This window comes from Methylobacterium sp. 88A (assembly GCF_000376345.1).
Taxonomy (GTDB): domain Bacteria; phylum Pseudomonadota; class Alphaproteobacteria; order Rhizobiales; family Beijerinckiaceae; genus Methylobacterium; species Methylobacterium bullatum.
Map to the genome: position 1 here is coordinate 4,767,517 of NZ_AQVT01000001.1, position 19,284 is coordinate 4,786,800.

Consider the following 19,284-nt stretch of genomic DNA (forward strand, 5'->3'; position numbering starts at 1 on the left):
CTGGGTTCAGTCGCTGTCCAAGGAGACCACGCGGGTCATGATCGCGGTCCAGTCGTAGGGGCAGGGGGTCGGCAACGTATCGAGATCGCGCTTCATCTCTCGCGCTGCGCGGACGCGTCCGAGATCGAAGCCGTCCTCCACCGCTTCGGAAATGCGCGGCGTCAATCCGGGATTCTTGCGAAGGAGCTTCTCGATGCGTTTGCGCTGCTCGGTGACCGTCAACGCCCAGCTTCGGCTGCGCCGTTCGGGCTGGTGGTCCCATTTCAGCAGATGCATCAGCAGGACTTCGAGCGCGCTTTCCAGCTTATTGTACTGCTCGGCGCCCACGTCACTCAGTTCCTCGGCGATGTTGTCGAGATCGAGGGATGCGACGGCGCCCGCCCGCAGCAGAGCGACCTGCTCCTGCACCCAACCATAGAGATCGTCCTCATGGCGGGACGACCGCGGGACGGCGGGGCTTGGGCTCTCCGCTTTGTGGCTCAGGATCGACATCGATCGGCCTATCGCTTCACGGAATCGAAATCGAAGGGCCGGTCCAGGATGTCGTCCCAGCCGTAGGGGCATTCCGCGGGAAACTCATCCGGCGGCAGATGGGTCTCGTCGGCGGCCCAGTCGCGCGCGTCCGGGTAGGCGTCGCCCAGGGCCTCGTCGATGCGAGGCTTCAGCCCCGGATTGCTCGACAAGATCCGGGCGTAGCGCCGCCGCTGCTCACGGATCGAGAAGATCCAGCTCGGCGTGCGGTGCTCCGGCTGCTGATCCCATTTCAGCATGTGCATGACGAGGACGCGCAGGGCGCTCTGGAGCTTGGCGAACTCGCTCTTCGACAACCCTTCCAGCTCCTCGGCGATGTGTTCGACGTCGAGCGCATCGACCCGCCCGGCCCGGAGCAGGGCGACCTGCTCCTGAACCCAGGTGTAGAGGTCGTCCTCGTAGCGCGTCCGGCCCGAGCGGGAGGTCGCGCCTTCGGTCGGTTCGCCCTTCAAGGCCGGTTCGGCCATCGCGTCCTCCGCGTCGATCCTCAGCTCAGCGCCACGTTCATCGCGCTCTCGGGCAGCTCCTTGCCGAAGGCGCGCTGGTAGAACTCCGCCACCAGGGTGCGCTCCAGCTCGTCGCACTTGTTGAGGAAGGTCACCCGGAAGGCGAAGCCGATATCCTGGAAGATGTCGGCGTTCTCGGCCCAGGTGATCACCGTGCGCGGGCTCATGACGGTGGAGAGGTCGCCGTTCATGAAGGCGTTGCGGGTCAGGTCGGCCACGCGGACCATGCGGCTGACGATGTCGCGCCCGCCGTCGCGCTGGTAATGCAGCGCCTTCGACAGGACGATGTCCACCTCGCGGTCATGGGCGAGGTAGTTCAGCGTCGTCACGATGGACCAGCGGTCCATCTGGCCCTGGTTGATCTGCTGGGTGCCGTGATAGAGGCCGGACGTGTCGCCCAGCCCCACCGTGTTGGCGGTGGCGAACAGGCGGAAGGCCGGATGGGGGCGGATCACCCGCTTCTGGTCGAGGAGCGTCAGGCGGCCGGAGACTTCGAGCACGCGCTGGATCACGAACATCACGTCCGGGCGGCCGGCATCGTATTCGTCGAAGACCAGCGCCACGTTGTTCTGCAGCGCCCAGGGCAGGATGCCGTCCTGGAAGGCGGTGATCTGCTTGCCGTCCTTCAGCACGATCGCGTCCTTGCCGACGAGGTCGATACGGGAGACGTGGCTGTCGAGGTTGATCCGGATGCAGGGCCAGTTCAGGCGGGCGGCGACCTGCTCGATATGGGTCGACTTGCCGGTGCCGTGATAGCCGGTGACCATGACGCGGCGGTTGCGGGCGAAGCCCGCCAGGATCGCCAGGGTGGTCTCGCGGTCGAAGATGTAATCCGGGTCGAGATCGGGAACGTGCTCCTCGCTCTGCGAGAAGGCCGGCACCTGGAGGTCGAGATCGATGCCGAAGGCCTCGCGGACGGAGACGGTCCGGTCGGGCAGCGAGGCGGGGGTGTCGTCAGAGAGCATACGGGACCTCGTCGGGGCGGGCTCCGGCATGGACCGGGCTCGCGGGATCTATCACGGTGGGCATTGCCGGTTCCCGCGCGGGGCAGGACGTGGAATGCCACCTTGTAAGGGGCTGCGTCGGCGGACGCCAAGGGGTGCGAGGACTCGATATAGGGCCTCCCGCGCGGATTGCCGCCTCACGCCGCACGAGATTTCGAAAAACGCTGCATCGATCGTGCCGGTTCGCGGCAACCTGTTCAGCACAGGCCGGCGGCGCGCAGGGTGTCGTGGGCGCGGATGATGTCGCGCAGGCGCTCCTCGAACGAGCGGTCACCACCATTGGCGTCGGGGTGGAAGCGCTTCACCAATACCTTGTACTGCGCCTTGATGGCGGCGGTGTCCGCGTTCTCGTCGAGGCCCAGCACGTCGAGGGCCTTCAGGGCGGCCACCGTGAGGCGCGGCCGGCTCGGCTCGGGCTTGGCCCGCCGCGAGGTCTCGCCGACGCCTTCGCTGCGCAGGATGTCGAGCGGGTCGACATAGGCCCAGTCGCGCTTCGGCTCGCCCGTTTTCGCGCCGGCCGCCCGCGTCGCCGGGTTCACGCCCATCGCCCAGGTCGGGCGGTGCCCGATCACGGCGTCCTTCTGGTAGGCCTGGACGGCGGCGTCGTTCATGCCGTCGAAGTAGTTGTAGGTGGCGTTGTAGGCGCGCACGTGGTCGATGCAGAAGCGCCAGTACTGGCCTTCCGCCTTGCGGCCCTTGGGAGCGCGGTAGAGCCCGGCATTGGTGCAGCCGGGGGTCTCGCAGCCCGTCTGGGACGCGGCCTTGGCCTCGTCGCAGGTGGGCTTTCGCTTGATGCGGATGCTGTCGAACAGGCGCGAGTTGAGATCCATGGTGGGGCGATTATGAGAGGGCGTGTCCGAGACACAAGGGCGGCGGGCCTGATGACGCATGCGGAGATCGGGGGTTGACGACCCCGAAGCCTCCAGGCGCCTACGGGACGGGAACGAAGCGACGGAAAGACGAGGACACGATGGCCGGCACGCTCAAGGATTGGATCACCGGAGCGCTCGACGCGCAACTGGCGCCGCAGGCCCTGGCGGTGGTGGACGAATCTCACCTCCATGCGGGCCATTCGGGCGCGCGGCCCGAGGGGGAGACGCATTTCCGGGTGGAGATCGTCTCCGCCGCCTTCGAGGGGAAGAGCCGAGTCGATCGCCACCGCATCGTGAACGGCGTCCTCGACGAGGCGTTCAAGCGCGGGCTCCACGCCCTCGCGGTCAAGGCGAAGGCGCCGTCCGAGGCCGCCTGAACGGCTCCGGCATACGAGGAAGATGGTGGCGATGGCCCTGCAATGCACCCCGCATCTCGCCATCGACGAGGCGGAACTCGAAGAGACCTTCGTGCGCGCCTCGGGGCCGGGGGGGCAGAACGTCAACAAGCTCTCCACGGCGGTGCAGCTCCGCTTCGATGCGCGGCGCTCGCAATCCCTGCCCGACGCCGTGGCGGTGCGCCTGATGCGCCTCGCCGGGCGGCGGCTGACGCTCGACGGCGTCATCGTCATCATGGCCCAGCAGTTCCGGACGCAGGACCGCAACCGGGCCGATGCGCGCGAGCGCCTCGCCGCCCTCGTCGCCGAGGCGGCGGTGCCGCCGACGCCGCGCCGGGCCACGCGCCCGACCCTCGCCTCGAAGAAGCGCCGCCTCGACGAGAAATCCCGCCGCGGCGCCACCAAGCGCCTGCGCAGCGACGGCGGGGGCGATTGAGTTACTTCACCGGTCCCCTTGCGTCCGGCGGATGGTATTCCTCGGCGCCGGTGACATAGGCGCTGCCGGGCTTCAGGACGGTGAGCGCGATGGCCACGAGAGCGAGGAGCGCCGCGAGGGCCGCCGGGAACAGGAAGGCATCCTCGCCGTAATGGGTCTGGAGGAAGCCGCCGGTCACCGCGCCGGTGCTCAGGGCACCCCAGAGGGGGGCCTGGATCCAGAACGAGGGCGCGACCTTGCCCATCAGGAGGTTGGCGAGCCCGGTCCCGAAGCGCACCACCGCGCCCGTGACATAGGTGAGGGCGAGGCTGCGCCCGGCCTCGTCCTGCAGCGTGGCGTTCTGGAGGCCGAGCGCGATGACGATGGGATAGACGTGCAGCGGCCAGGAGAAGGTGCCGTAGGGCATGACGAGGCCGATGGCGAGGAGCACGGCCTGGAGCAGCAGCATCACCGAGAGCCGCCAGCGCCCGACCCATGCCGCGATCAGCGTGCCCGCGAAGGCGCCGAAGCAGAACATGACGATGACCGAGCTGACCCGCGCCGTGCTCTCCCAATCGAACTTGCTCACCGAGACGCCGAAGCGGGTGGTGTTGCCGCTCATGAACGACATGAAGAGCTGTGAGAATTCGAGGAAGCCGATGGAATCGGCGCAGCCGGCCAGCGCCGACAGGGCGAGGGCGAAGGGGATGCGCGTCGTCGGGCTGGCGGGAAACGACTTGTCGGTCTTGTCGGCCATGCGTCTGCACAGGCTCCTTCGGAAGAACGGATCGGACTGAGCGAGGCCCGACCTTACCGATCGGGCGCCACGGAGGAACCGCTGGCGTCCGCCCGATGGGCAGGGCTTGGGGAGTGCCGTGCCGTGCAACACATGACGAGAGGGTTCGGTTCAACCCAATCGTGCACAATCGGGATTACGGCGCGCCAGCCTCGGAACGGCTCGCATTGGCATGCCAGCGCGACCTTCGCTCAGGCCTTCGGGGTGCCTCAGGGTCTGGGACGCAGCACCGCCACCCGTCCCTCGACGTCGATCCCGCGTTCGCGGCGGATCGCCGCCGGTTCGAGGCGCGCGAGGTCGAAACCCGCCTCGTCCGCCACCTGCCGGAGATAGCGCTCGCCATGGGCGTAGCGGGCATCGGCGCCGAGGACGAGGCCGCCCTCGGAATGCCACTGCACCGTGAAGGCGACGAGGCCCGAGGGCCGCAGGATGCGCGCTGCGTCCGCCATCACCCGCGTGAGGCCGCCCACATAGATGAAGACGTCTGCCGCCACGACGAGGTCGGCACTGTCCGAGGGCTCCTCCGCGAGAAGGCGGGTGAGATCCCCCTCCACCAGACGGTCGTAGCGCTTGCGCCGGGCGGCCTGCGCCAGCATGCCGGGGGAGACGTCGATCCCCGTGAGGGTCCGGGTCCGGCCGGCCAGCGCCTCGCCCATCAGGCCGGTGCCGCAGCCGAGGTCGAGCACGTCGCCGAAGCTCTCCGGCGCCGCGTCCAGGGCGTCGAGGGCCTCAACCAGGAGTTCCGGCCCGCGATACTGCAGGTCGTTCACGAGGTGGCGCTCGAAACGCGGGGCGTAGCCGTCGAACAGGGCGCGGATATAGGCCGGCGAGATCGAGCCGAGGGCGTCGCCCTGGCCGATCTGGACGAGGCGCAGCCGCGCGCCGAGTTCGTCGTGCGGATCGAGATCGAGGGCGTTGCCATAGGCCCTGAGCGCGGCGTGGTGGTCGCCGGGATCCGCCGTGGCGAGGTGGCGCGCTTCCCGTGCCCTCCCGAGGAGGAACCAGGCGGCGGCGTAACGCGGCGCGATCTCGAGGGCCTGCTCGGCCATCTCGGCCGCCCCCTGCGCGTCGCCCTCCACGAGGCAGGCCTCCGCATAGGCGTAGCGCCGGTCGGCGAGGAGATCGCCCGAACTGTTCTGAAGTGACGTCTGCGCTCGCGGGTTCATGCAAGCGCCCTATATCACGTCGCATGATCCGCCATCCCCATGTTCGGCCCTTCGCAGTTCGGCCCCCCGCATGAGCCTGAGTGCGAGCGACCTCCTGACCCTGACCCGCGAGGGGCTGTATTGCCCGCTGGGTGGATTCCACGTGGACCCGACCTGGCCGGTGCCGCGCGCGCTCATCACCCACGGCCATGCCGACCATGCCCGGTCCGGCCACGGCCAGGTGCTGGCCACGGGCCAGACCCTGCGGATCATGGCCGTGCGCTACGGCGAGGATTTCTGTCAGACGCGCCAGGAGGCGGTGCTCGGCGAGGAGATCCGCATCGGCGACGTCACCGTGCGCTTCGCGCCCGCCGGCCACGTCCTCGGCTCGGCCCAGATCGCGATTCAGGCGCAGGGCGTCCGGGTGGTGGTGTCGGGCGATTACAAGCGCGCCTACGACCCGACCTGCCTGCCCTTCGAGGTCGTCCCCTGCGATGTCTTCATCACCGAGGCGACCTTCGGCCTGCCGGTGTTCCGGATGCCCGACACGAAGGACGAGGTGAAGAAGCTTCTCGACTCGGTCGCCCTGTTCCCCGAGCGCGCCCACATCGTCGGCGCCTACGCGCTCGGCAAGGCGCAGCGGGTCATGGCCCTGCTGCGGGAGGCCGGATACGACGAACCGATCCATCTCCACGGCGCCATGGAGAAATTGACCGAACTCTACAAGCGCGAGGGCATCCCGCTCGGGGAGACGCCGAAGGTCGTCGCTGCGGAGCGCGGAAAACTCCACGGGGCCATCGTGCTCTGCCCGCCCTCGGCGATCCAGGACGTGTGGTCGCGCAAATTCCCCGATCCCGTCACCTCCTTTGCTTCCGGCTGGATGCGGGTGCGGGCACGTGCCCGGCAGAAGGGCGCCGAACTCCCCCTCGTCATCTCCGACCATTCCGACTGGCCGGACCTGTGCCGCACGATCCGCGAGACCGGGGCGGGGGAGGTCTGGGTCACCCACGGGCAGGAGGACGCCCTGGTGCATTGGTGCGGGACGCAAGGGATCAAGGCCAAGCCGCTGCACATGCTGGGCTATGGCGACGACGGCGAGGGCGAGCCTGTGGCGTCATTGGAGGAGCCTGCGGCGGTTTCGGACGAGGCCGTGGCATGAACGACTTCGCCCATCTCCTCGACCGCCTCGCCTACGAGCCCCGCCGCAACGCCAAGCTGCGCCTGCTGCAGGATTACTTCGCCCATGCCCCCGACCCGGAGCGGGGCTGGGCGCTCGCCGCCATGACCGGCAACCTCAGCTTCCGCGAGGCCAAGCCGGCGATGATCCGCGGGCTGGTGGAGGCGCGGGTCGACCCGGTGCTGTTCACCCTCTCGCACAATTATGTGGGCGATCTCGCCGAGACCACCGCGCTGATCTGGCCGTCTCAAAACCCTCCCCCCTCTGCGGGGGAGGGTGGCCCTCGCGTGAGCGAGGGTCGGGAGAGGGGAGCGCCATCTCCGGAAAGGTCGTCCCCTCTCCCGCCTGCTCCGCAGGCACCCTCCCCCGCAGAGGGGGGAGGGGATGCAACAGCGGCCGGTCCGGGCCACAACAACCCACCGCCTCACATCCCGACCCTCGCCGAGGTCGTGCAGACCCTCGCCACCGTGAAGAAATCCGACCTGCCGGCCCATATCGCCGGCTGGCTCGATGCCCTCGACGAGACCGGGCGCTGGGCACTGTTGAAGCTCATCACCGGGGCTCTGCGCGTGGGCGTCTCGGCCCGCCTCGCCAAGACGGCGGTGGGGGCGCTCGGTGGCCACGAGGCCGATGCGGTGGAGGAGGTCTGGCACGGGCTGGAGCCGCCCTATCTCGGCCTGTTCGCCTGGGTCGAGGGGAGGGGTGAGCGCCCCACCACCCTCAACCCGGCGCCGTTCCGCCCGCCGATGCTGTCCCATCCCATCGACGAGGAAACGGACTTCGAAAAACTCGACCCGGCCGCCTTCTCGGGCGAGTGGAAATGGGACGGCATCCGCGTCCAGCTCTCGGGCGGGCGCGACGAGGCCGGGGAGCAGGTGGCGCGGGTCTATTCGCGCACCGGCGAGGACATCACGCATGCCTTCCCCGATCTCGCCGAGGCGATCACTTTTTCCGGCACCGTCGACGGGGAATTGCTGATCCTGCGGGAGAGTCGCGTTCAGAGCTTCAACGTGCTGCAGCAGCGCCTCAACCGGAAGGCGGTGACGCCCAAGCTGCTGGAGGAATTCCCGGCCCATGTGCGGGCCTACGACCTCCTCACCGCGGAGGGCGAGGATTTGCGCCCGCTGCCCTTCGCGACCCGCCGCGCCCGGCTGGAGGGGTTCGTCGCCGCGCTGGATCATGCCCGCATCGACCTCTCGCCGCTCGTGACCTTCACCACCTGGGACGATCTCGCCGAGGCCCGTGCCGACCCGGCCTCTGTGGGGGCGGGCGAGGATGCCGACGCCATCGAGGGGGTGATGCTGAAGCTGCGCGACAGCCCCTATCTCCCCGGCCGCCCCAAGGGGCCGTGGTGGAAGTGGAAGCGCGAGCCGCATCTCGTGGACGCGGTGATGATGTATGCCCAGCGCGGCCACGGCAAACGCTCGTCCTTCTACTCGGACTATACCTTCGGGGTCTGGCGCGAGCGGCCGGAGGGCGGCCGGGAACTGGTGCCGGTGGGCAAGGCCTATCACGGCTTCACCGATGCGGAGCTGGCCAAGCTCGACCGCTACGTCCGCAACAACACGACCAAGCGCTTCGGCCCGGTGCGCGAGGTGGCCTACGGAATCGACGAGGGGCTGGTTCTGGAGATCGCCTTCGAAGGGGTGCAGCGCTCCACCCGGCACAAATCCGGCGTCGCCATGCGCTTCCCCCGCGTCCATCGCATCCGCTGGGACAAGCCGGCCGCCGAGGCCGACCGGATCGAGGCCCTGGAGACCATCCTGGCCCGCGGCGAGCGCGAGATCGCGCCGGGAGCCGTCATCGAGGGAGGGACACCATGAGAGGTTCGGGCAGGATCGGCGGGATCGAAGGCTTCCGGGAGGGCGAGATCCGGCGCCAGGCGAGCGCCCGCGTCACCGTCTCGACGCCGGGCCAGGGATTCACGGACATCACCGCGTCCGTGGCCGATTTCCTGCGGCGCAGCGGCATCGGGCAGGGCCTGCTCACCCTGTTCTGCCGGCATACCTCGGCCTCCCTGACGATCCAGGAGAATGCCGACCCGGACGTGCGGAGCGACCTGATGACGGCGCTGGACGGCCTCGCCCCGCGCCTCCCCGGTGGCGGGTACATCCATGCGGCGGAAGGCCCCGACGACATGCCGGCCCATATCCGCACCCTCCTGACCGATTCGGGGCTCACGATCCCCGTCACCGACGGGCGGCTCGTCCTCGGCACCTGGCAGGGCATCTATCTCATCGAACACCGCGACCGGCCGCATCGGCGCGACATCGTCCTGCACGTGGCTGGAGCGTAGGCGGCGTGTCGTCATCGGGCACGCCGCCGGTTCGGATCAGGCGGTCCGCCCGTTGCGCCGGGCACCGACCTTGGGCGTTCCGTGCTTCGAGACCCAGACCGCGGCCTGCGTCCGGTTGCTGACGTTGATCTTTCTCAGCACGTTCTTCACGTGGATCTTCACGGTCGCCTCGGAGATCCGCAATTCCCGCGCGATGGACTTGTTCGAATGCCCGGTGGCCAGGCAGGCCAGCACCTCGATCTCGCGGTTGGAGAGATCCGAGACCGTCGCCGGGGACGCGTCGGCGGTCTTCGGGAACGTCGCGAGGGACGGCTTCGGGAAGCCGTACGCCCCGCCGGTCAGGTGAGACGCGGCATCGATGGAGATCACGATGTTGCCGCCCATCACCACGTTCAGCGAGCGGATCAGCGCGATCGGCTGCGCGCTCCGGTTGAGGCAGGCCTGGATGCCCATCTGGAGCAGGTAGCGTGGCACCGCCGGATCGGTCTCGGCCGTCAAGGCGACGATCCGGGCCTGGGGAAAGTGGGATTGCACCACCGGGACCAGCGCCGCCTCCATCTGCTCCGGGCCGAAATCCGTGAGGATGACCAGGGCCGGCAGGTGTCCGGGGCTCAAGTTGGAGATGTCGTCGATGGAGTCGAGGATCGAATAACCGTTTTGATTTAATATTCCGACGAGCCCGTCGCGCTCCAGGCCGCGCGGCCCGATAATGATGGCGGGTATGCTTGCAAGGGAAGGCATTCGACCGTCCGGTCTGCCGATGAGGCTGGGAATGAAATCGGATTTGAGAGGTTCGGAGGCGGCTGTGACACTGAGTGACATCTGACTTGCTCCAAATTGCATTTGGTAAATCGCTGACAGTGGCAACATTCTGCCGATAGCGACGGATCGGGCCGCCGCTCGATTGGCAGGATCGTCCTTGCGCCGAAGAGGCAAAACTCACTCGTACTTCAGCAAGTCCGAAATAATCGTCCGTATCGGGCGATGGGACTTAGAATGTTCGAAGTTATTATTCTATGTTAATAAATCTACTGATGTCCCGGCGCCCTTCAAATATTGAATTTCGCTGCGGTCAGCTAACACGACAATATCGAGCGTCACAAGCAAAAATGGGAACTCTAATTCCTGGCATTCGTGCCGTCGAAATTGGTGTAGCCCGATGTCGCCGGAGTCCGGCAAAGCATCCGTTTCGGATAGATTCGCCCCTTGCGGCGCTCTTACTCGCGGATCGAAACCTCGACGTGCCCCGGTGGATACGCGCCGGCAACGCGGCCCCGGACAGCCTGGATCGGCGAGATCTTGTCGGAATCTATGCCGTGGTATAACTACTTAGACCGAATTCTATCGAAGACTGTCGATGATCGAATCGCGGTGACGACCCTCGACGGTGCGGGGACATCTCGAATTGTGCGGTCGGCGATATTCTACCGGACGTTGCGCCCGAGAGGTGAGCGGTAGATCATGCTGGCGCCGATGCCGAAACCGAAAACGCACCAGAACCAGATACCCAGCATCGGTCCTTCGAGCGCCACGTCGAAACACCCGTCCACGAACATGCCCAGCGCGTAGCAGCCGATCCAGATGAACAGCTTGGCCCAGTGCTCCTCCCCGCGCCGGCGGGCCCAGAGCAGGCTGTGGAACAGCATCGCGAACCAGGTCGCCAGCACGCCGAGCCAGAGGACGAGGCCGGGGACGCCCGAGCGCGCCAGATAGGTCATGTTGACGTTGTGGGGGCTGCGCAGCACCGCGTCCGCCGTCACCCATTGCTTGTAGCCGTCCTCGAGGGCGATGTTCACCCCGAAGCCCTTGCCCGTCCAGAAAAACGGCCCGCGCAGCGTGTAGTCCTGGATCGTCGCCCACCAGCGCAGGCGAAACTCCTTCGTCGCCTCGAAATTCGAGGCTTCGCTGACGCCGACGACGCTCTTAAGGCCCTCGACGAGCTGCTTGGGGCCGGTCGCCCGCTCGTTGCCGGGGAGCTGGATGCTGAGATCGAACACCGTCGCGATGATCGCGGCGACGAAAAACACCAGGACGATGGGCAGGAACTGCCGCAGCCGGCGCCCGGCGATGGCCGCGACCACCACCGGCACGAGGCAGGTCAGCATGGCGCCGCGGCTCGACGTGACGATGATCATGCTCGCCATCAGCACCGCGATCCAGAGCCGCGAGAAGCGGCCGAGCCCGAGCATGACGAAGACGGCGATGGCCGCGAGGTGGCTGGCGGCCTCGCCGGCCCGGACGCTGGGGATCTGGATCTCGGTGCCCGGGATCTTCAGGAGCGCCGAACTCAGGCCGTACACGATGCCGCCGGCCAGGGCATAGAACCGCGCGAACCGGCCATAGGTGTCGATGGCCCGCCAGAACCGGCCGGGCTCCTCCAGCAGCAGGGCGACGACGATCAGGGCGAACAGGCCGTAGAGGGCCAGCACGCTGTCGCGGGGGGCGTCCATCCCGTAGGGACCCACATACGGCACGGTCCGGTAGAGGATCCAGCCCATCAGGACGATGAGCATCCGGCTCGCCGGCGTCGCCAGGATGGCGAGCCAGCATCCGGACCGCAGCAGCGCGATGAGCCCCCCGGCCAGGGCCATCTCGCCGACGAAGAGCGGCGGGATGCCCAGATAGGCGAAGGTCTTGCCCAGGATGGCATAGCCCAGGAGCACGATGACGAGGGCGCGGGAGTAGCGCTCGTTGAAGTCGTCGGCGGACCGGCCGAGGGGGAGGGCGGTGTCGAGGCGGGACTGGATCACGCGGGCGACTTCTTCAGAGGGGGGCGGGAGTTATGTCGGCACTCTCAGGGGTATTCGATTTGATGGTTCGGCCGATTCACTGGGCAAAGTCGATCGTCCCACCAGACCACCTCATCCTGAGGTGCCCTTTGCTTCAGCAAAGGGCCTCGGAGGAGCGCTCCAGTCTGCTCAGTGGGTTCTGGAGCCCTTCTTCGAGGCCGCTACGCGGCACCTCAGGATGAGGTCGAGCCTTGGAAAACGGTTCAAAGAGGCTCCTAGACCGCGATCGGCATCGTCCGGTGCGAGTCCATCGCCTCGGCGTAGATCCCCAGGAGCTGGTTCGTGGTGACGGTCTCGCTCCAGCACGATTCGTATTTCGACCGCGCCGCCCGGCTCATGCGCTCGGATGCGGCGCGATCGGTGAGGATCCGCGTCATGGCGCGGGCGAGGTCGGCGGCGTCGCCCGGGGCGGCATGCAGGCCGGTCACGTCGTCCGAGACGATCTCGGCGAGCGAGCCGATCCGTGAGGCGATCACCGGCAGGCCCAGGGCGAAGGCTTCGACCACCACCATCGGCAAGCCCTCGTACCAGAGCGAGGGGACGAGGAGGGCGCGTGCCTCCCTCATCGCGGCGCGCACCTGAGCGGGGGTGACCTGGCCCCGGTAGTCGAGATCGGGCGAGGCGGCGACCTTGTCCGCCAGCGGCCCGGTGCCGACGACCGTGACCCTGCGGCCGGCGATCCTGGCGGCGGCGATCAGGGTCTCGATGCCCTTCTCGCTGGTGAGGCGCCCCACGAACAGCAATCCTTCCCGCTCGCCCTCCCGGACCGGACCGGGATCGGCGAGCCCGTTCGCCTTCACGGCGATGCGTCCGCCGGGCAGGCCGGCCGCGATGAACCGGCCGCGTTCGAATTCGGTGAGCGCGACGAAGCGGTCCACATGGTTCGCCCATGTGCCGATCTGCTTGTGATGCTGGATCGATCGCGCCACCGCCAGCGATCCGAGCCGGGAATCCCGGTAGCACCGGTGCAGCACCGCATTGTAGGCGGAGCCGCCGACGCAGACCTCGCACGGCGCGCCGTTACGCGTCAGCATCGCGTTGGCGCAGATGATCCGGTAATTGTGCAGCGTCTGGATCGTCGGTGTTCCCGTCTTGCGCACGGCCACATGCACCATCGGCGAGATCAGCGGGAAGTAATTGTGCACGTGGACCACGTCCGGCCGGAAACCGTCGACTTCCTTCAGGACGAGGCCGATGTTCTTCGGAGAGTTCACCGACTGGAACGCCGCGCGCAGGCGGTCGATCGGCGTGACGATGGATGTGTTGCTCAAGGTGAAGAGCCGGACGTCGCAGCCGGCCCGTTCGAGGGCGCCGATCTCCTGGGCCACGACGGAATCCTCGCCGCCGTGGAACTGGTACTCGTTGTGGACGATCAATACGCGCTTCGACATCCGGATCGCCTCACGGTCGTTACTGTGGCTGCTGCATCTTCGTCGCGAGGCGGTCCGCCGAATACGTCGGTGCCGCATCCGTGCCCGTCGAAGCGGATGCGGCGTCGGGCGCGGGGTTATTCGGCCGCGACGGAATGCCGGACCGGATGGGCCTGGGCGATCTCTTCCTCGATCCAGCGATAGGTCGGCACGAGCCCCTCGCGGATCATGATCGTGGGTTCCCACTTGAGGACCTTGCGGATCAGGCTGTTGTCGCTGTTGCGTCCGCGCACGCCCTGGGGCTTCGTCAGGTCGTGGCGCTTGGTGATCGTCTTGCCCGCGATCTCGGCCGCGATCTCGACGAGGTCGTTGATGGTGATCATCTCGTCCGTGCCGAGATTGATCGGGGCGCAGTAATCCTCCGCCATCAGCCGGCACAGGCCCTCGACGCAATCGTCGATATACATGAAGGAGCGGGTCTGCAGACCGTCGCCCCAGACCTCGATCTCGCCGCCGTCGGGGCAGAGCACCACCTTGCGCGAGATCGCGGCGGGCGCCTTCTCCCGGCCGCCGTCATAGGTGCCGAGCGGACCGTAGACGTTGTGGAACCGCACCGACCGGGTCGGGATCTTCCAGTCCTCGGTCATGTATTGGCACAGTTTCTCCATGTAGATCTTCTCGAGCCCGTAGCCTTCCTCCGGCTGGGCCGGCCAGGCGACGTCCTCGGCGAGGGGGGTGACGTCGGGCGAGAGCTGGAGGTGCTGGGGATAGACGCAGGCCGAGGAGGAGAAGAGGAACTTCTCTAGGCCGCTGTAGCGCACGGCCTCGACCATATGGGCGCTGATCAAAGTATTGTTGAGGGTGATCTCGGCATGGGAGCCGCTGATGAAGCCGATGCCGCCCATGTCGGCCGCCAGATGATAGACCTCGTCCATGTCCTTGACGGCGATGGCGCAATTGTCCCGCATGCGCAGATCGACCTGCATGAAGTCGTGCGCGGCCGAGGCTTCGTATTGCGGAAGCTTGATGTCGGCCCCGCGGACCCAATGGCCCTGGCTGACGAGGCTTTTCACGAGATGGTGCCCGATGAACCCACCGGCCCCGGTCACAAGTATCTTTTTCTCCATGACAGACCGTCCTTATTCAATGCGTGCCGCCAGAAGGACTGCATGATCGTCGACTGTATTGGTAGGAACCTTGAGAGTTAGATCGAACGCGCTCGACCAGCCGCCATAGTACCCTTGCGCCGGACGGGGCGACGTTGCGGGGGCGATGCCGACATGGCGGCCTCGAGGAGCGGGCACAGGGGCGCAGACGCATCCGGCCTCGTCCGGATGCTCATGCCGAAGTCGGTCATCTGTCAGAGCAGGTCATCCTAGAGCTGCGCCCGACCACGTTGGGTCGGGGCACATCTCTAGGCCTTTGTTTTGCCGCGCTCTATTTCGCCGAACCGGCATCCACTTCGGCGGAGAGCGCTCTAGCCGACCACCCCATCCTGAGGTGCCGGAGCGTAGCGGAGGCTTTGAGGGAGCCCTCCAGTGGTCGCGCGATCCCTGGAGCTCTCCTTCGAGGCCGCTGCGCGGCACCTCAGGATGAGGTCGTGCCTTGGAAAAACAACTCGAAGATGTCTTGGATTCCGTCCCGCCCGGACCTTGTCGGGCCACCGAATCGGGATGACGCACCGTCGAATCGCGTATTCGCCATCAATAATCGGCGCCGATCCTGTAGCTTTCGGACTAGTTTCCGCCCACTCGGAAGAGATGTTCTCCAAGACAGGATGATATTTTAAGGTTGTCGCTTGCGGCGGTTGCTGTTCGATACGAGCGGCCGCCTTTGCTGATCTGAACGATCCATGGAGGCTGGAATGCGGGTGGCGGTCATCGGCGTCGGATATGTCGGGCTCGTATCCGGGGCGTGCTTCGCCCAATTCGGGCACCATGTGCATTGCGTGGACAAGGACCCTCAGCGGATCGCCGCCCTGTGCGCCGGCCGGATGCCGATCTACGAGCCGCATCTCGATGCCCTCGTGGCCGACAACGTCGCGGCCGGGCGGCTGACTTTCGGCACCGATCTCGCGGCGGCGGTCCGCGACGCGGAGGTGGTGTTCATCGCCGTCGGCACGCCCGCCCGGCGCGGTGACGGCCACGCCGACCTCGCCCACGTCTTCGCCTGTTGCCGCGACATCGCGCAAGCGATCCAGGGCTATACCGTGGTGGTGACGAAATCGACCGTCCCGGTGGGCACGGGGGACCGGGTCGAGCACATCATGCGCGTCGTCCAGCCCCAGGGGGCCTTCGCCGTCGTCTCGAACCCGGAATTCCTGCGCGAAGGCGCGGCCATCGCGGATTTCCAGCATCCCGACCGGATCGTCATCGGCACCCAGGACGAGCGGGCGCGGGCGATCATGACCAACCTCTACCGGCCCCTGGCGGAGGCCGCGGTGCCGCTGTTCTTCACCACCCGGCGCACCGCCGAGCTGGTGAAATACGCCGCCAACGCCTTCCTCGCCATGAAGATCGGCTTCGTCAACGAGATGGCCGATCTCTGCGAGCGGGCGGATGCGGATGTGGCGGGAGTCGCCTACGGGATCGGCCTCGACCGGCGGATCGGCGCGCAGTTCCTCCAGCCCGGCCCCGGCTTCGGCGGGTCGTGCTTCCCGAAGGACATCCAGGCGCTGATCAAGTCGGCGCAGGATTACGGCGTCCCCTCCCGCATCATCGAGACGGTGGCGGCCGCCAACGAGCAGCGCAAGCGATCGATGGCGCGCCGCCTCATCAAGGCCTGCGGCGGCTCCGTGCGGGGGCTGACCATCGCCGTGCTCGGCCTGACCTTCAAGGCGGATACCGACGATGTCCGCGAGGCGCCGGCCACCTCGATCATCACCGCCCTGCAGGACGAGGGCGCCGAGGTGCGGGCCTACGACCCGCAGGGGATGGACCAGGCGAGGGCGCTCATGCCCGACATCGCCTACGCCACCGATCCCTATAGCTGCGTGGCCGGCGCCCACGCGGTGGCGATCGTGACGGAATGGAGCGCGTTCCGCACCCTCGACCTCGCCCGTCTCCGCTCGCGCATGGCGGGGCCGGTCCTCGTCGATTACCGCAACATCATCCCGGCGGCGGAAGCCGCGGAGGCGGGCTTCCGCCACGTGGGCATCGGCCGGCGCAGCGTCACGGCCGAGCGCCCGGCGCCACGGATCGACCTGACTCAGCCGCAGGGAGCGGTGCTGCCGGAACTCGCCATCGCGGCGGGGTAGTCCCGCGAAGGCACCGACCGAGCGAAAGCCGCCCCGCGACTGCGGGGCGGCTTTCGTGTGTCGGTTCTACTTGAGGAGTTTACTTGGGGAAGTCGGTATCGTTGCAAGACGACCGATCTTCCCACCCTCTCACCTCATCCTGAGGTGCCCTTTGCGCACGCAAAGGGCCTCGAAGGAGCCCTCCAGTTCGCTTGGCGAATACTGGAGCCCTCCTTCGAGGCCGCTTCGCGGCGCCTCAGGATGAGGTCAGGGGTTGGAAAGACGGGGAACGGGTTTCGGGAGGCCCGTGTTCACCGTCGGGTCGCGGTCCGCAGGGCGGGTTTCGGCCAGAACGCAGCGGCCTGGGCCAGCACGGTCTCGATCACCTCGTCCTGCTCGTTGATGCGCAGATCCGGGAAGAGCGGCAGCGAGAGCGTGCCCTCGCCCCATTCTTGCGCCACGGGCAGGGACGAGGCTTCCGGCACGTCGCGGTAGAGGGTCAGGGTGGGCACGCTGCGGTAATTCACCGTCGTGCCGATGCGGGCCTCGCCCAGCGCCCGGAGCATGTCGTCGCGGCGCCCGTCGGGCACGTGGATCGGGAACAGGTGCCGGGCCGAGACCACGCCCGGCTCCAGGGCCGGCCAGGTGAACGGGGTACCGGCGAGCGCACTCTCGTAGCGCCGGCTCAAGGCCTCGCGCCGGGCGCACTGGACCTCCACCTGCTCGATCTGGGGGGCGAGCAGGACGGCGAGCAGGTCCGGCAGGTTGGCCTTGGTGCCGAGGCGGTCGATGTCCCAATGGTTGTAGGTGCCGCCCTGGAAGCGCTGGGCCGCGCCGGCGGACATCCCGTGCAGCACCGTTTGCACCAAAATCCGGGCGAGGTTGGGATCACGGGTGACGACGGCGCCGCCCTCGCCGCAGGTCACGTTCTTCGTGGCGTAGAAGGAGAAGATCGCCGCGTCGCCGTCCTGCCCCGGCCGGCGCCCTTTGCGGCTGCCCTCGAAGCAATGGGCCGCGTCCTCGATGATCCGGATCGAGGCCGGGATCGCCGCCCGCAGGGCCGGGATGTCCACCATCTGGCCGTAGAGATGGACGGGGATGATCGCCCGCGTCCGCTCCGTCACGGCCGCCGCCGCGAGAGCGAGATCGATGAGGAGCGTGTTCGGGTCGCTGTCCACGAAGACCGGCGTCGCGCCCACGAGGCGCACCACGTTGGCCGTCGCCGCGAAGGTCATGGCCGGCACGATGACCTCGTCGCCGGGGCCGATCCCCATGGCGAGGAGGGTCGCCACCGCCCCTTGTGTCCAGCTCGAGGTGAGCTTGGCATGCGGCACCCCGAAGAAGTCCCGCAGCAGGTCCTCGACGCGCGCCCCCTCGGGGCCGGTCGTCAGGAACGCGCTGCCGAGGACCGAGGCCACCCGCACGGCGTAGTCGGGCGAGAGCGCATGCCTATAGAACGGGACTGCCATCCGTTGCCTCCAAGGGTTCGCTGAGAGCCGGCGATGCCGGTGTGGTTCGGTAGAGGGCGTGCAGGCGCGCCGCGACCACGGTCCAGTCGGCCGAGCATCCCATCCGGTGGGCGCCGCGCGACATCGCCTGCCATTCCGCGGAATCGAGGGACGCGGCCCGGGCAAGGGACGCGGCCACGGCCTCGGCCGTCAGATCCTCGATGAGGAGGCCGGCCCCGTGCCGCGTCATCGCCTCGGTCATCCCCGCCTCGGCGGTGATGAGGAGCGGTACGCCGAGGATCTGGGCTTCGAGCGCCGCCGTCGGCCAGCGGTCGAGGCGCGAGGGAAAGGCGAAGAAGTCCCAAGACCGGACGACCTCGTCCCGGTCGGCTCCGTAGCGCGGTCCCTCGAAGGTCACGGCGGACCCGATTCCGAGGCGGAGGGCCGTCGCCGCCAGCGCCTCGCGCTCGTCGCCGGGACCCATGACGACGAGGCGGCCGGTGCCGCCCTGCCGCCGGTAGAGGGCGAACCCTTCGATCAGCAGGTCGAGCCCCTTGTGGAACACCGCGAGCCGGCCACAGAAGCCGAAGACCGGCGAGCCTCCGGCCGGGCCGGGCCTGTCGACCAATCCCGGACGCCCGCCGAGCGCGCTCGAATAGACCCCGTGGGGCACGAGGACCGACCGGGCCTTGGGCGCCAGGCGGTGCAGCTCGGCCTGTTCCAGGGCGGTGATGACGTGGACGAAGCGCGCGCCTTCCAGAACCCGCCGCTCCAGCAGCCGGACGTAGAGGGCGGTCGACGGCTTCACCAGCCGACCGGCCCGGTCGTAGAAATGCGAGAAGCAGGCGTGGAGGCTGATGACGTAGGGGATGCCGCGCCGGCGCAGCATCCGCGTCAGCGAGACCAGGAGCGGTTGGCGCGCGCCGTGGAAGTGGAAGACCGTCCGCGTGTCGGCCCCGTCGAGGAAGGCCTCGCGGGAGCGGCGCGACAGGCTGACCGTGCGGCCGAGGATCCTGAGCCCGTCCAGCGGGACATGATCCATTCGGATGCCCGCCGGCACCGTCATCCCCTGCGGATCGCGCGACAGGAACAGGATGCGGGACGCCTCGCCCGACAGGGTCTGTTCGGTGACGAGGGAGCGCGTATTTTGATGAATACCGTTGGCGAAGGAGGGATATCCCTCCTTGTTCTCGATGATGACATGACGGACGGAGAGCGGGGAGCCGCCATCCGGCCGTCGGACCGGGGACGAGGAAGGCACGTCATAGGCTCGCATGGCTGTCCTCCAAAGCAGGTTTCGCAGGA

Annotated in this window: 18 protein-coding genes; 6 read left to right on the plus strand and 12 right to left on the minus strand. The window is 67.8% G+C overall.

Features of this window, described 5'->3' with window-relative positions:
• Positions 1 to 6: 6 nt before the first annotated feature.
• The 4 genes from A3OM_RS0122700 to A3OM_RS0122715 all read right to left on the minus strand — a co-directional run bounded on the left by A3OM_RS0122700 (position 7) and on the right by A3OM_RS0122715 (position 2,871).
• Positions 7 to 492 carry a DUF29 domain-containing protein gene (locus A3OM_RS0122700; protein WP_018046097.1) on the minus strand — a complete coding sequence of 162 codons (486 nt, stop codon included), beginning with the start codon at positions 490 to 492 and terminating at the stop codon, positions 7 to 9.
• 8 nt (positions 493 to 500) lie between these two features.
• Complete coding sequence (locus A3OM_RS0122705; RefSeq protein ID WP_018046098.1) at positions 501 to 998, minus strand: DUF29 domain-containing protein; 498 nt, start codon at positions 996 to 998, stop codon at positions 501 to 503.
• Between the two features lie 20 nt (positions 999 to 1,018).
• Positions 1,019 to 2,002, minus strand: coding sequence for a cobaltochelatase subunit CobS (gene cobS / locus A3OM_RS0122710; protein WP_018046099.1), 984 nt, complete (start codon positions 2,000 to 2,002; stop codon positions 1,019 to 1,021).
• Between the two features lie 236 nt (positions 2,003 to 2,238).
• Positions 2,239 to 2,871, minus strand: a complete 633-nt coding sequence (locus A3OM_RS0122715; RefSeq protein ID WP_018046100.1) for a DnaJ domain-containing protein — start codon at positions 2,869 to 2,871, stop codon at positions 2,239 to 2,241.
• 140 nt (positions 2,872 to 3,011) lie between these two features.
• Here A3OM_RS0122715 and A3OM_RS0122720 point away from each other — a divergent pair, with 140 nt between their 5' ends.
• Together A3OM_RS0122720 and arfB are read left to right on the plus strand one after the other, a co-directional pair.
• Positions 3,012 to 3,290, plus strand: a complete 279-nt coding sequence (locus A3OM_RS0122720) for a BolA family protein (protein ID WP_018046101.1) — start codon at positions 3,012 to 3,014, stop codon at positions 3,288 to 3,290.
• A gap of 31 nt (positions 3,291 to 3,321) precedes the next feature.
• Positions 3,322 to 3,744: an alternative ribosome rescue aminoacyl-tRNA hydrolase ArfB gene (gene arfB / locus A3OM_RS0122725; RefSeq protein ID WP_026176336.1), complete on the plus strand. Its 423-nt coding sequence runs from the start codon at positions 3,322 to 3,324 to the stop codon at positions 3,742 to 3,744.
• Between the two features lies 1 nt (position 3,745).
• On the opposite strand, the gene A3OM_RS0122730 is transcribed toward arfB, so the two are convergent.
• The gene (locus tag A3OM_RS0122730) at positions 3,746 to 4,480 is read right to left on the minus strand and encodes a YoaK family protein (protein ID WP_018046103.1); all 735 of its coding nucleotides are present in this window, start codon (positions 4,478 to 4,480) and stop codon (positions 3,746 to 3,748) included.
• A 248-nt stretch (positions 4,481 to 4,728) separates the two neighbouring features.
• Positions 4,729 to 5,685, minus strand: coding sequence for a methyltransferase domain-containing protein (locus A3OM_RS0122735; RefSeq protein WP_018046104.1), 957 nt, complete (start codon positions 5,683 to 5,685; stop codon positions 4,729 to 4,731).
• 70 nt (positions 5,686 to 5,755) lie between these two features.
• Here A3OM_RS0122735 and A3OM_RS0122740 point away from each other — a divergent pair, with 70 nt between their 5' ends.
• From A3OM_RS0122740 to A3OM_RS0122750, 3 genes are read left to right on the plus strand one after another with little or no spacing between them, the layout of a single operon-like run.
• Positions 5,756 to 6,823 carry a ligase-associated DNA damage response exonuclease gene (locus A3OM_RS0122740; RefSeq protein WP_018046105.1) on the plus strand — a complete coding sequence of 356 codons (1,068 nt, stop codon included), beginning with the start codon at positions 5,756 to 5,758 and terminating at the stop codon, positions 6,821 to 6,823.
• Positions 6,820 to 8,664, plus strand: coding sequence for a cisplatin damage response ATP-dependent DNA ligase (locus A3OM_RS0122745; RefSeq protein ID WP_018046106.1), 1,845 nt, complete (start codon positions 6,820 to 6,822; stop codon positions 8,662 to 8,664). Before A3OM_RS0122740 ends, A3OM_RS0122745 begins: the two co-directional genes overlap by 4 nt.
• A complete protein-coding gene (locus A3OM_RS0122750; protein ID WP_018046107.1) occupies positions 8,661 to 9,137 on the plus strand; it encodes a secondary thiamine-phosphate synthase enzyme YjbQ in 477 nt (158 codons plus the stop codon). Before A3OM_RS0122745 ends, A3OM_RS0122750 begins: the two co-directional genes overlap by 4 nt.
• A gap of 36 nt (positions 9,138 to 9,173) precedes the next feature.
• On the opposite strand, the gene A3OM_RS24870 is transcribed toward A3OM_RS0122750, so the two are convergent.
• The 4 genes from A3OM_RS24870 to A3OM_RS0122770 all read right to left on the minus strand — a co-directional run bounded on the left by A3OM_RS24870 (position 9,174) and on the right by A3OM_RS0122770 (position 14,423).
• Positions 9,174 to 9,878: a response regulator transcription factor gene (locus A3OM_RS24870; protein ID WP_085984291.1), complete on the minus strand. Its 705-nt coding sequence runs from the start codon at positions 9,876 to 9,878 to the stop codon at positions 9,174 to 9,176.
• 683 nt (positions 9,879 to 10,561) lie between these two features.
• Positions 10,562 to 11,887 carry an O-antigen ligase family protein gene (locus tag A3OM_RS24555; protein WP_018046109.1) on the minus strand — a complete coding sequence of 442 codons (1,326 nt, stop codon included), beginning with the start codon at positions 11,885 to 11,887 and terminating at the stop codon, positions 10,562 to 10,564.
• A 254-nt stretch (positions 11,888 to 12,141) separates the two neighbouring features.
• A complete protein-coding gene (locus A3OM_RS0122765) occupies positions 12,142 to 13,317 on the minus strand; it encodes a glycosyltransferase (protein WP_018046110.1) in 1,176 nt (391 codons plus the stop codon).
• A 116-nt stretch (positions 13,318 to 13,433) separates the two neighbouring features.
• The gene (locus tag A3OM_RS0122770) at positions 13,434 to 14,423 is read right to left on the minus strand and encodes an NAD-dependent epimerase/dehydratase family protein (RefSeq protein WP_018046111.1); all 990 of its coding nucleotides are present in this window, start codon (positions 14,421 to 14,423) and stop codon (positions 13,434 to 13,436) included.
• 737 nt (positions 14,424 to 15,160) lie between these two features.
• Here A3OM_RS0122770 and A3OM_RS24560 point away from each other — a divergent pair.
• Positions 15,161 to 16,552 carry a UDP-glucose/GDP-mannose dehydrogenase family protein gene (locus tag A3OM_RS24560; RefSeq protein ID WP_018046112.1) on the plus strand — a complete coding sequence of 464 codons (1,392 nt, stop codon included), beginning with the start codon at positions 15,161 to 15,163 and terminating at the stop codon, positions 16,550 to 16,552.
• A 290-nt stretch (positions 16,553 to 16,842) separates the two neighbouring features.
• Here the strand turns inward: A3OM_RS24560 and A3OM_RS0122780 are convergent, their stop codons facing one another.
• Positions 16,843 to 18,000, minus strand: coding sequence for a DegT/DnrJ/EryC1/StrS aminotransferase family protein (locus tag A3OM_RS0122780; protein ID WP_018046113.1), 1,158 nt, complete (start codon positions 17,998 to 18,000; stop codon positions 16,843 to 16,845).
• Positions 17,981 to 19,255, minus strand: a complete 1,275-nt coding sequence (locus A3OM_RS0122785) for a glycosyltransferase (RefSeq protein WP_018046114.1) — start codon at positions 19,253 to 19,255, stop codon at positions 17,981 to 17,983. The genes A3OM_RS0122780 and A3OM_RS0122785 overlap by 20 nt, the downstream gene beginning before the upstream one ends.
• Positions 19,256 to 19,284: the final 29 nt, after the last annotated feature.

Bases quoted from the DNA above. Each gene is read 5' to 3' on its own strand.
- A3OM_RS0122700 (WP_018046097.1), bottom strand. From the start codon at position 492: ATGTCGATCCTGAGCCACAAAGCGGAGAGCCCAAGCCCCGCCGTCCCG.
- A3OM_RS0122705 (WP_018046098.1), bottom strand. From the start codon at position 998: ATGGCCGAACCGGCCTTGAAGGGCGAACCGACCGAAGGCGCGACCTCC.
- cobS (WP_018046099.1), bottom strand. From the start codon at position 2,002: ATGCTCTCTGACGACACCCCCGCCTCGCTGCCCGACCGGACCGTCTCC.
- A3OM_RS0122715 (WP_018046100.1), bottom strand. From the start codon at position 2,871: ATGGATCTCAACTCGCGCCTGTTCGACAGCATCCGCATCAAGCGAAAG.
- A3OM_RS0122720 (WP_018046101.1), top strand. From the start codon at position 3,012: ATGGCCGGCACGCTCAAGGATTGGATCACCGGAGCGCTCGACGCGCAA.
- arfB (WP_026176336.1), top strand. From the start codon at position 3,322: ATGGCCCTGCAATGCACCCCGCATCTCGCCATCGACGAGGCGGAACTC.
- A3OM_RS0122730 (WP_018046103.1), bottom strand. From the start codon at position 4,480: ATGGCCGACAAGACCGACAAGTCGTTTCCCGCCAGCCCGACGACGCGC.
- A3OM_RS0122735 (WP_018046104.1), bottom strand. From the start codon at position 5,685: ATGAACCCGCGAGCGCAGACGTCACTTCAGAACAGTTCGGGCGATCTC.
- A3OM_RS0122740 (WP_018046105.1), top strand. From the start codon at position 5,756: ATGAGCCTGAGTGCGAGCGACCTCCTGACCCTGACCCGCGAGGGGCTG.
- A3OM_RS0122745 (WP_018046106.1), top strand. From the start codon at position 6,820: ATGAACGACTTCGCCCATCTCCTCGACCGCCTCGCCTACGAGCCCCGC.
- A3OM_RS0122750 (WP_018046107.1), top strand. From the start codon at position 8,661: ATGAGAGGTTCGGGCAGGATCGGCGGGATCGAAGGCTTCCGGGAGGGC.
- A3OM_RS24870 (WP_085984291.1), bottom strand. From the start codon at position 9,878: ATGCCTTCCCTTGCAAGCATACCCGCCATCATTATCGGGCCGCGCGGC.
- A3OM_RS0122765 (WP_018046110.1), bottom strand. From the start codon at position 13,317: ATGTCGAAGCGCGTATTGATCGTCCACAACGAGTACCAGTTCCACGGC.
- A3OM_RS0122770 (WP_018046111.1), bottom strand. From the start codon at position 14,423: ATGGAGAAAAAGATACTTGTGACCGGGGCCGGTGGGTTCATCGGGCAC.
- A3OM_RS24560 (WP_018046112.1), top strand. From the start codon at position 15,161: ATGCGGGTGGCGGTCATCGGCGTCGGATATGTCGGGCTCGTATCCGGG.
- A3OM_RS0122780 (WP_018046113.1), bottom strand. From the start codon at position 18,000: ATGGCAGTCCCGTTCTATAGGCATGCGCTCTCGCCCGACTACGCCGTG.
- A3OM_RS0122785 (WP_018046114.1), bottom strand. From the start codon at position 19,255: ATGCGAGCCTATGACGTGCCTTCCTCGTCCCCGGTCCGACGGCCGGAT.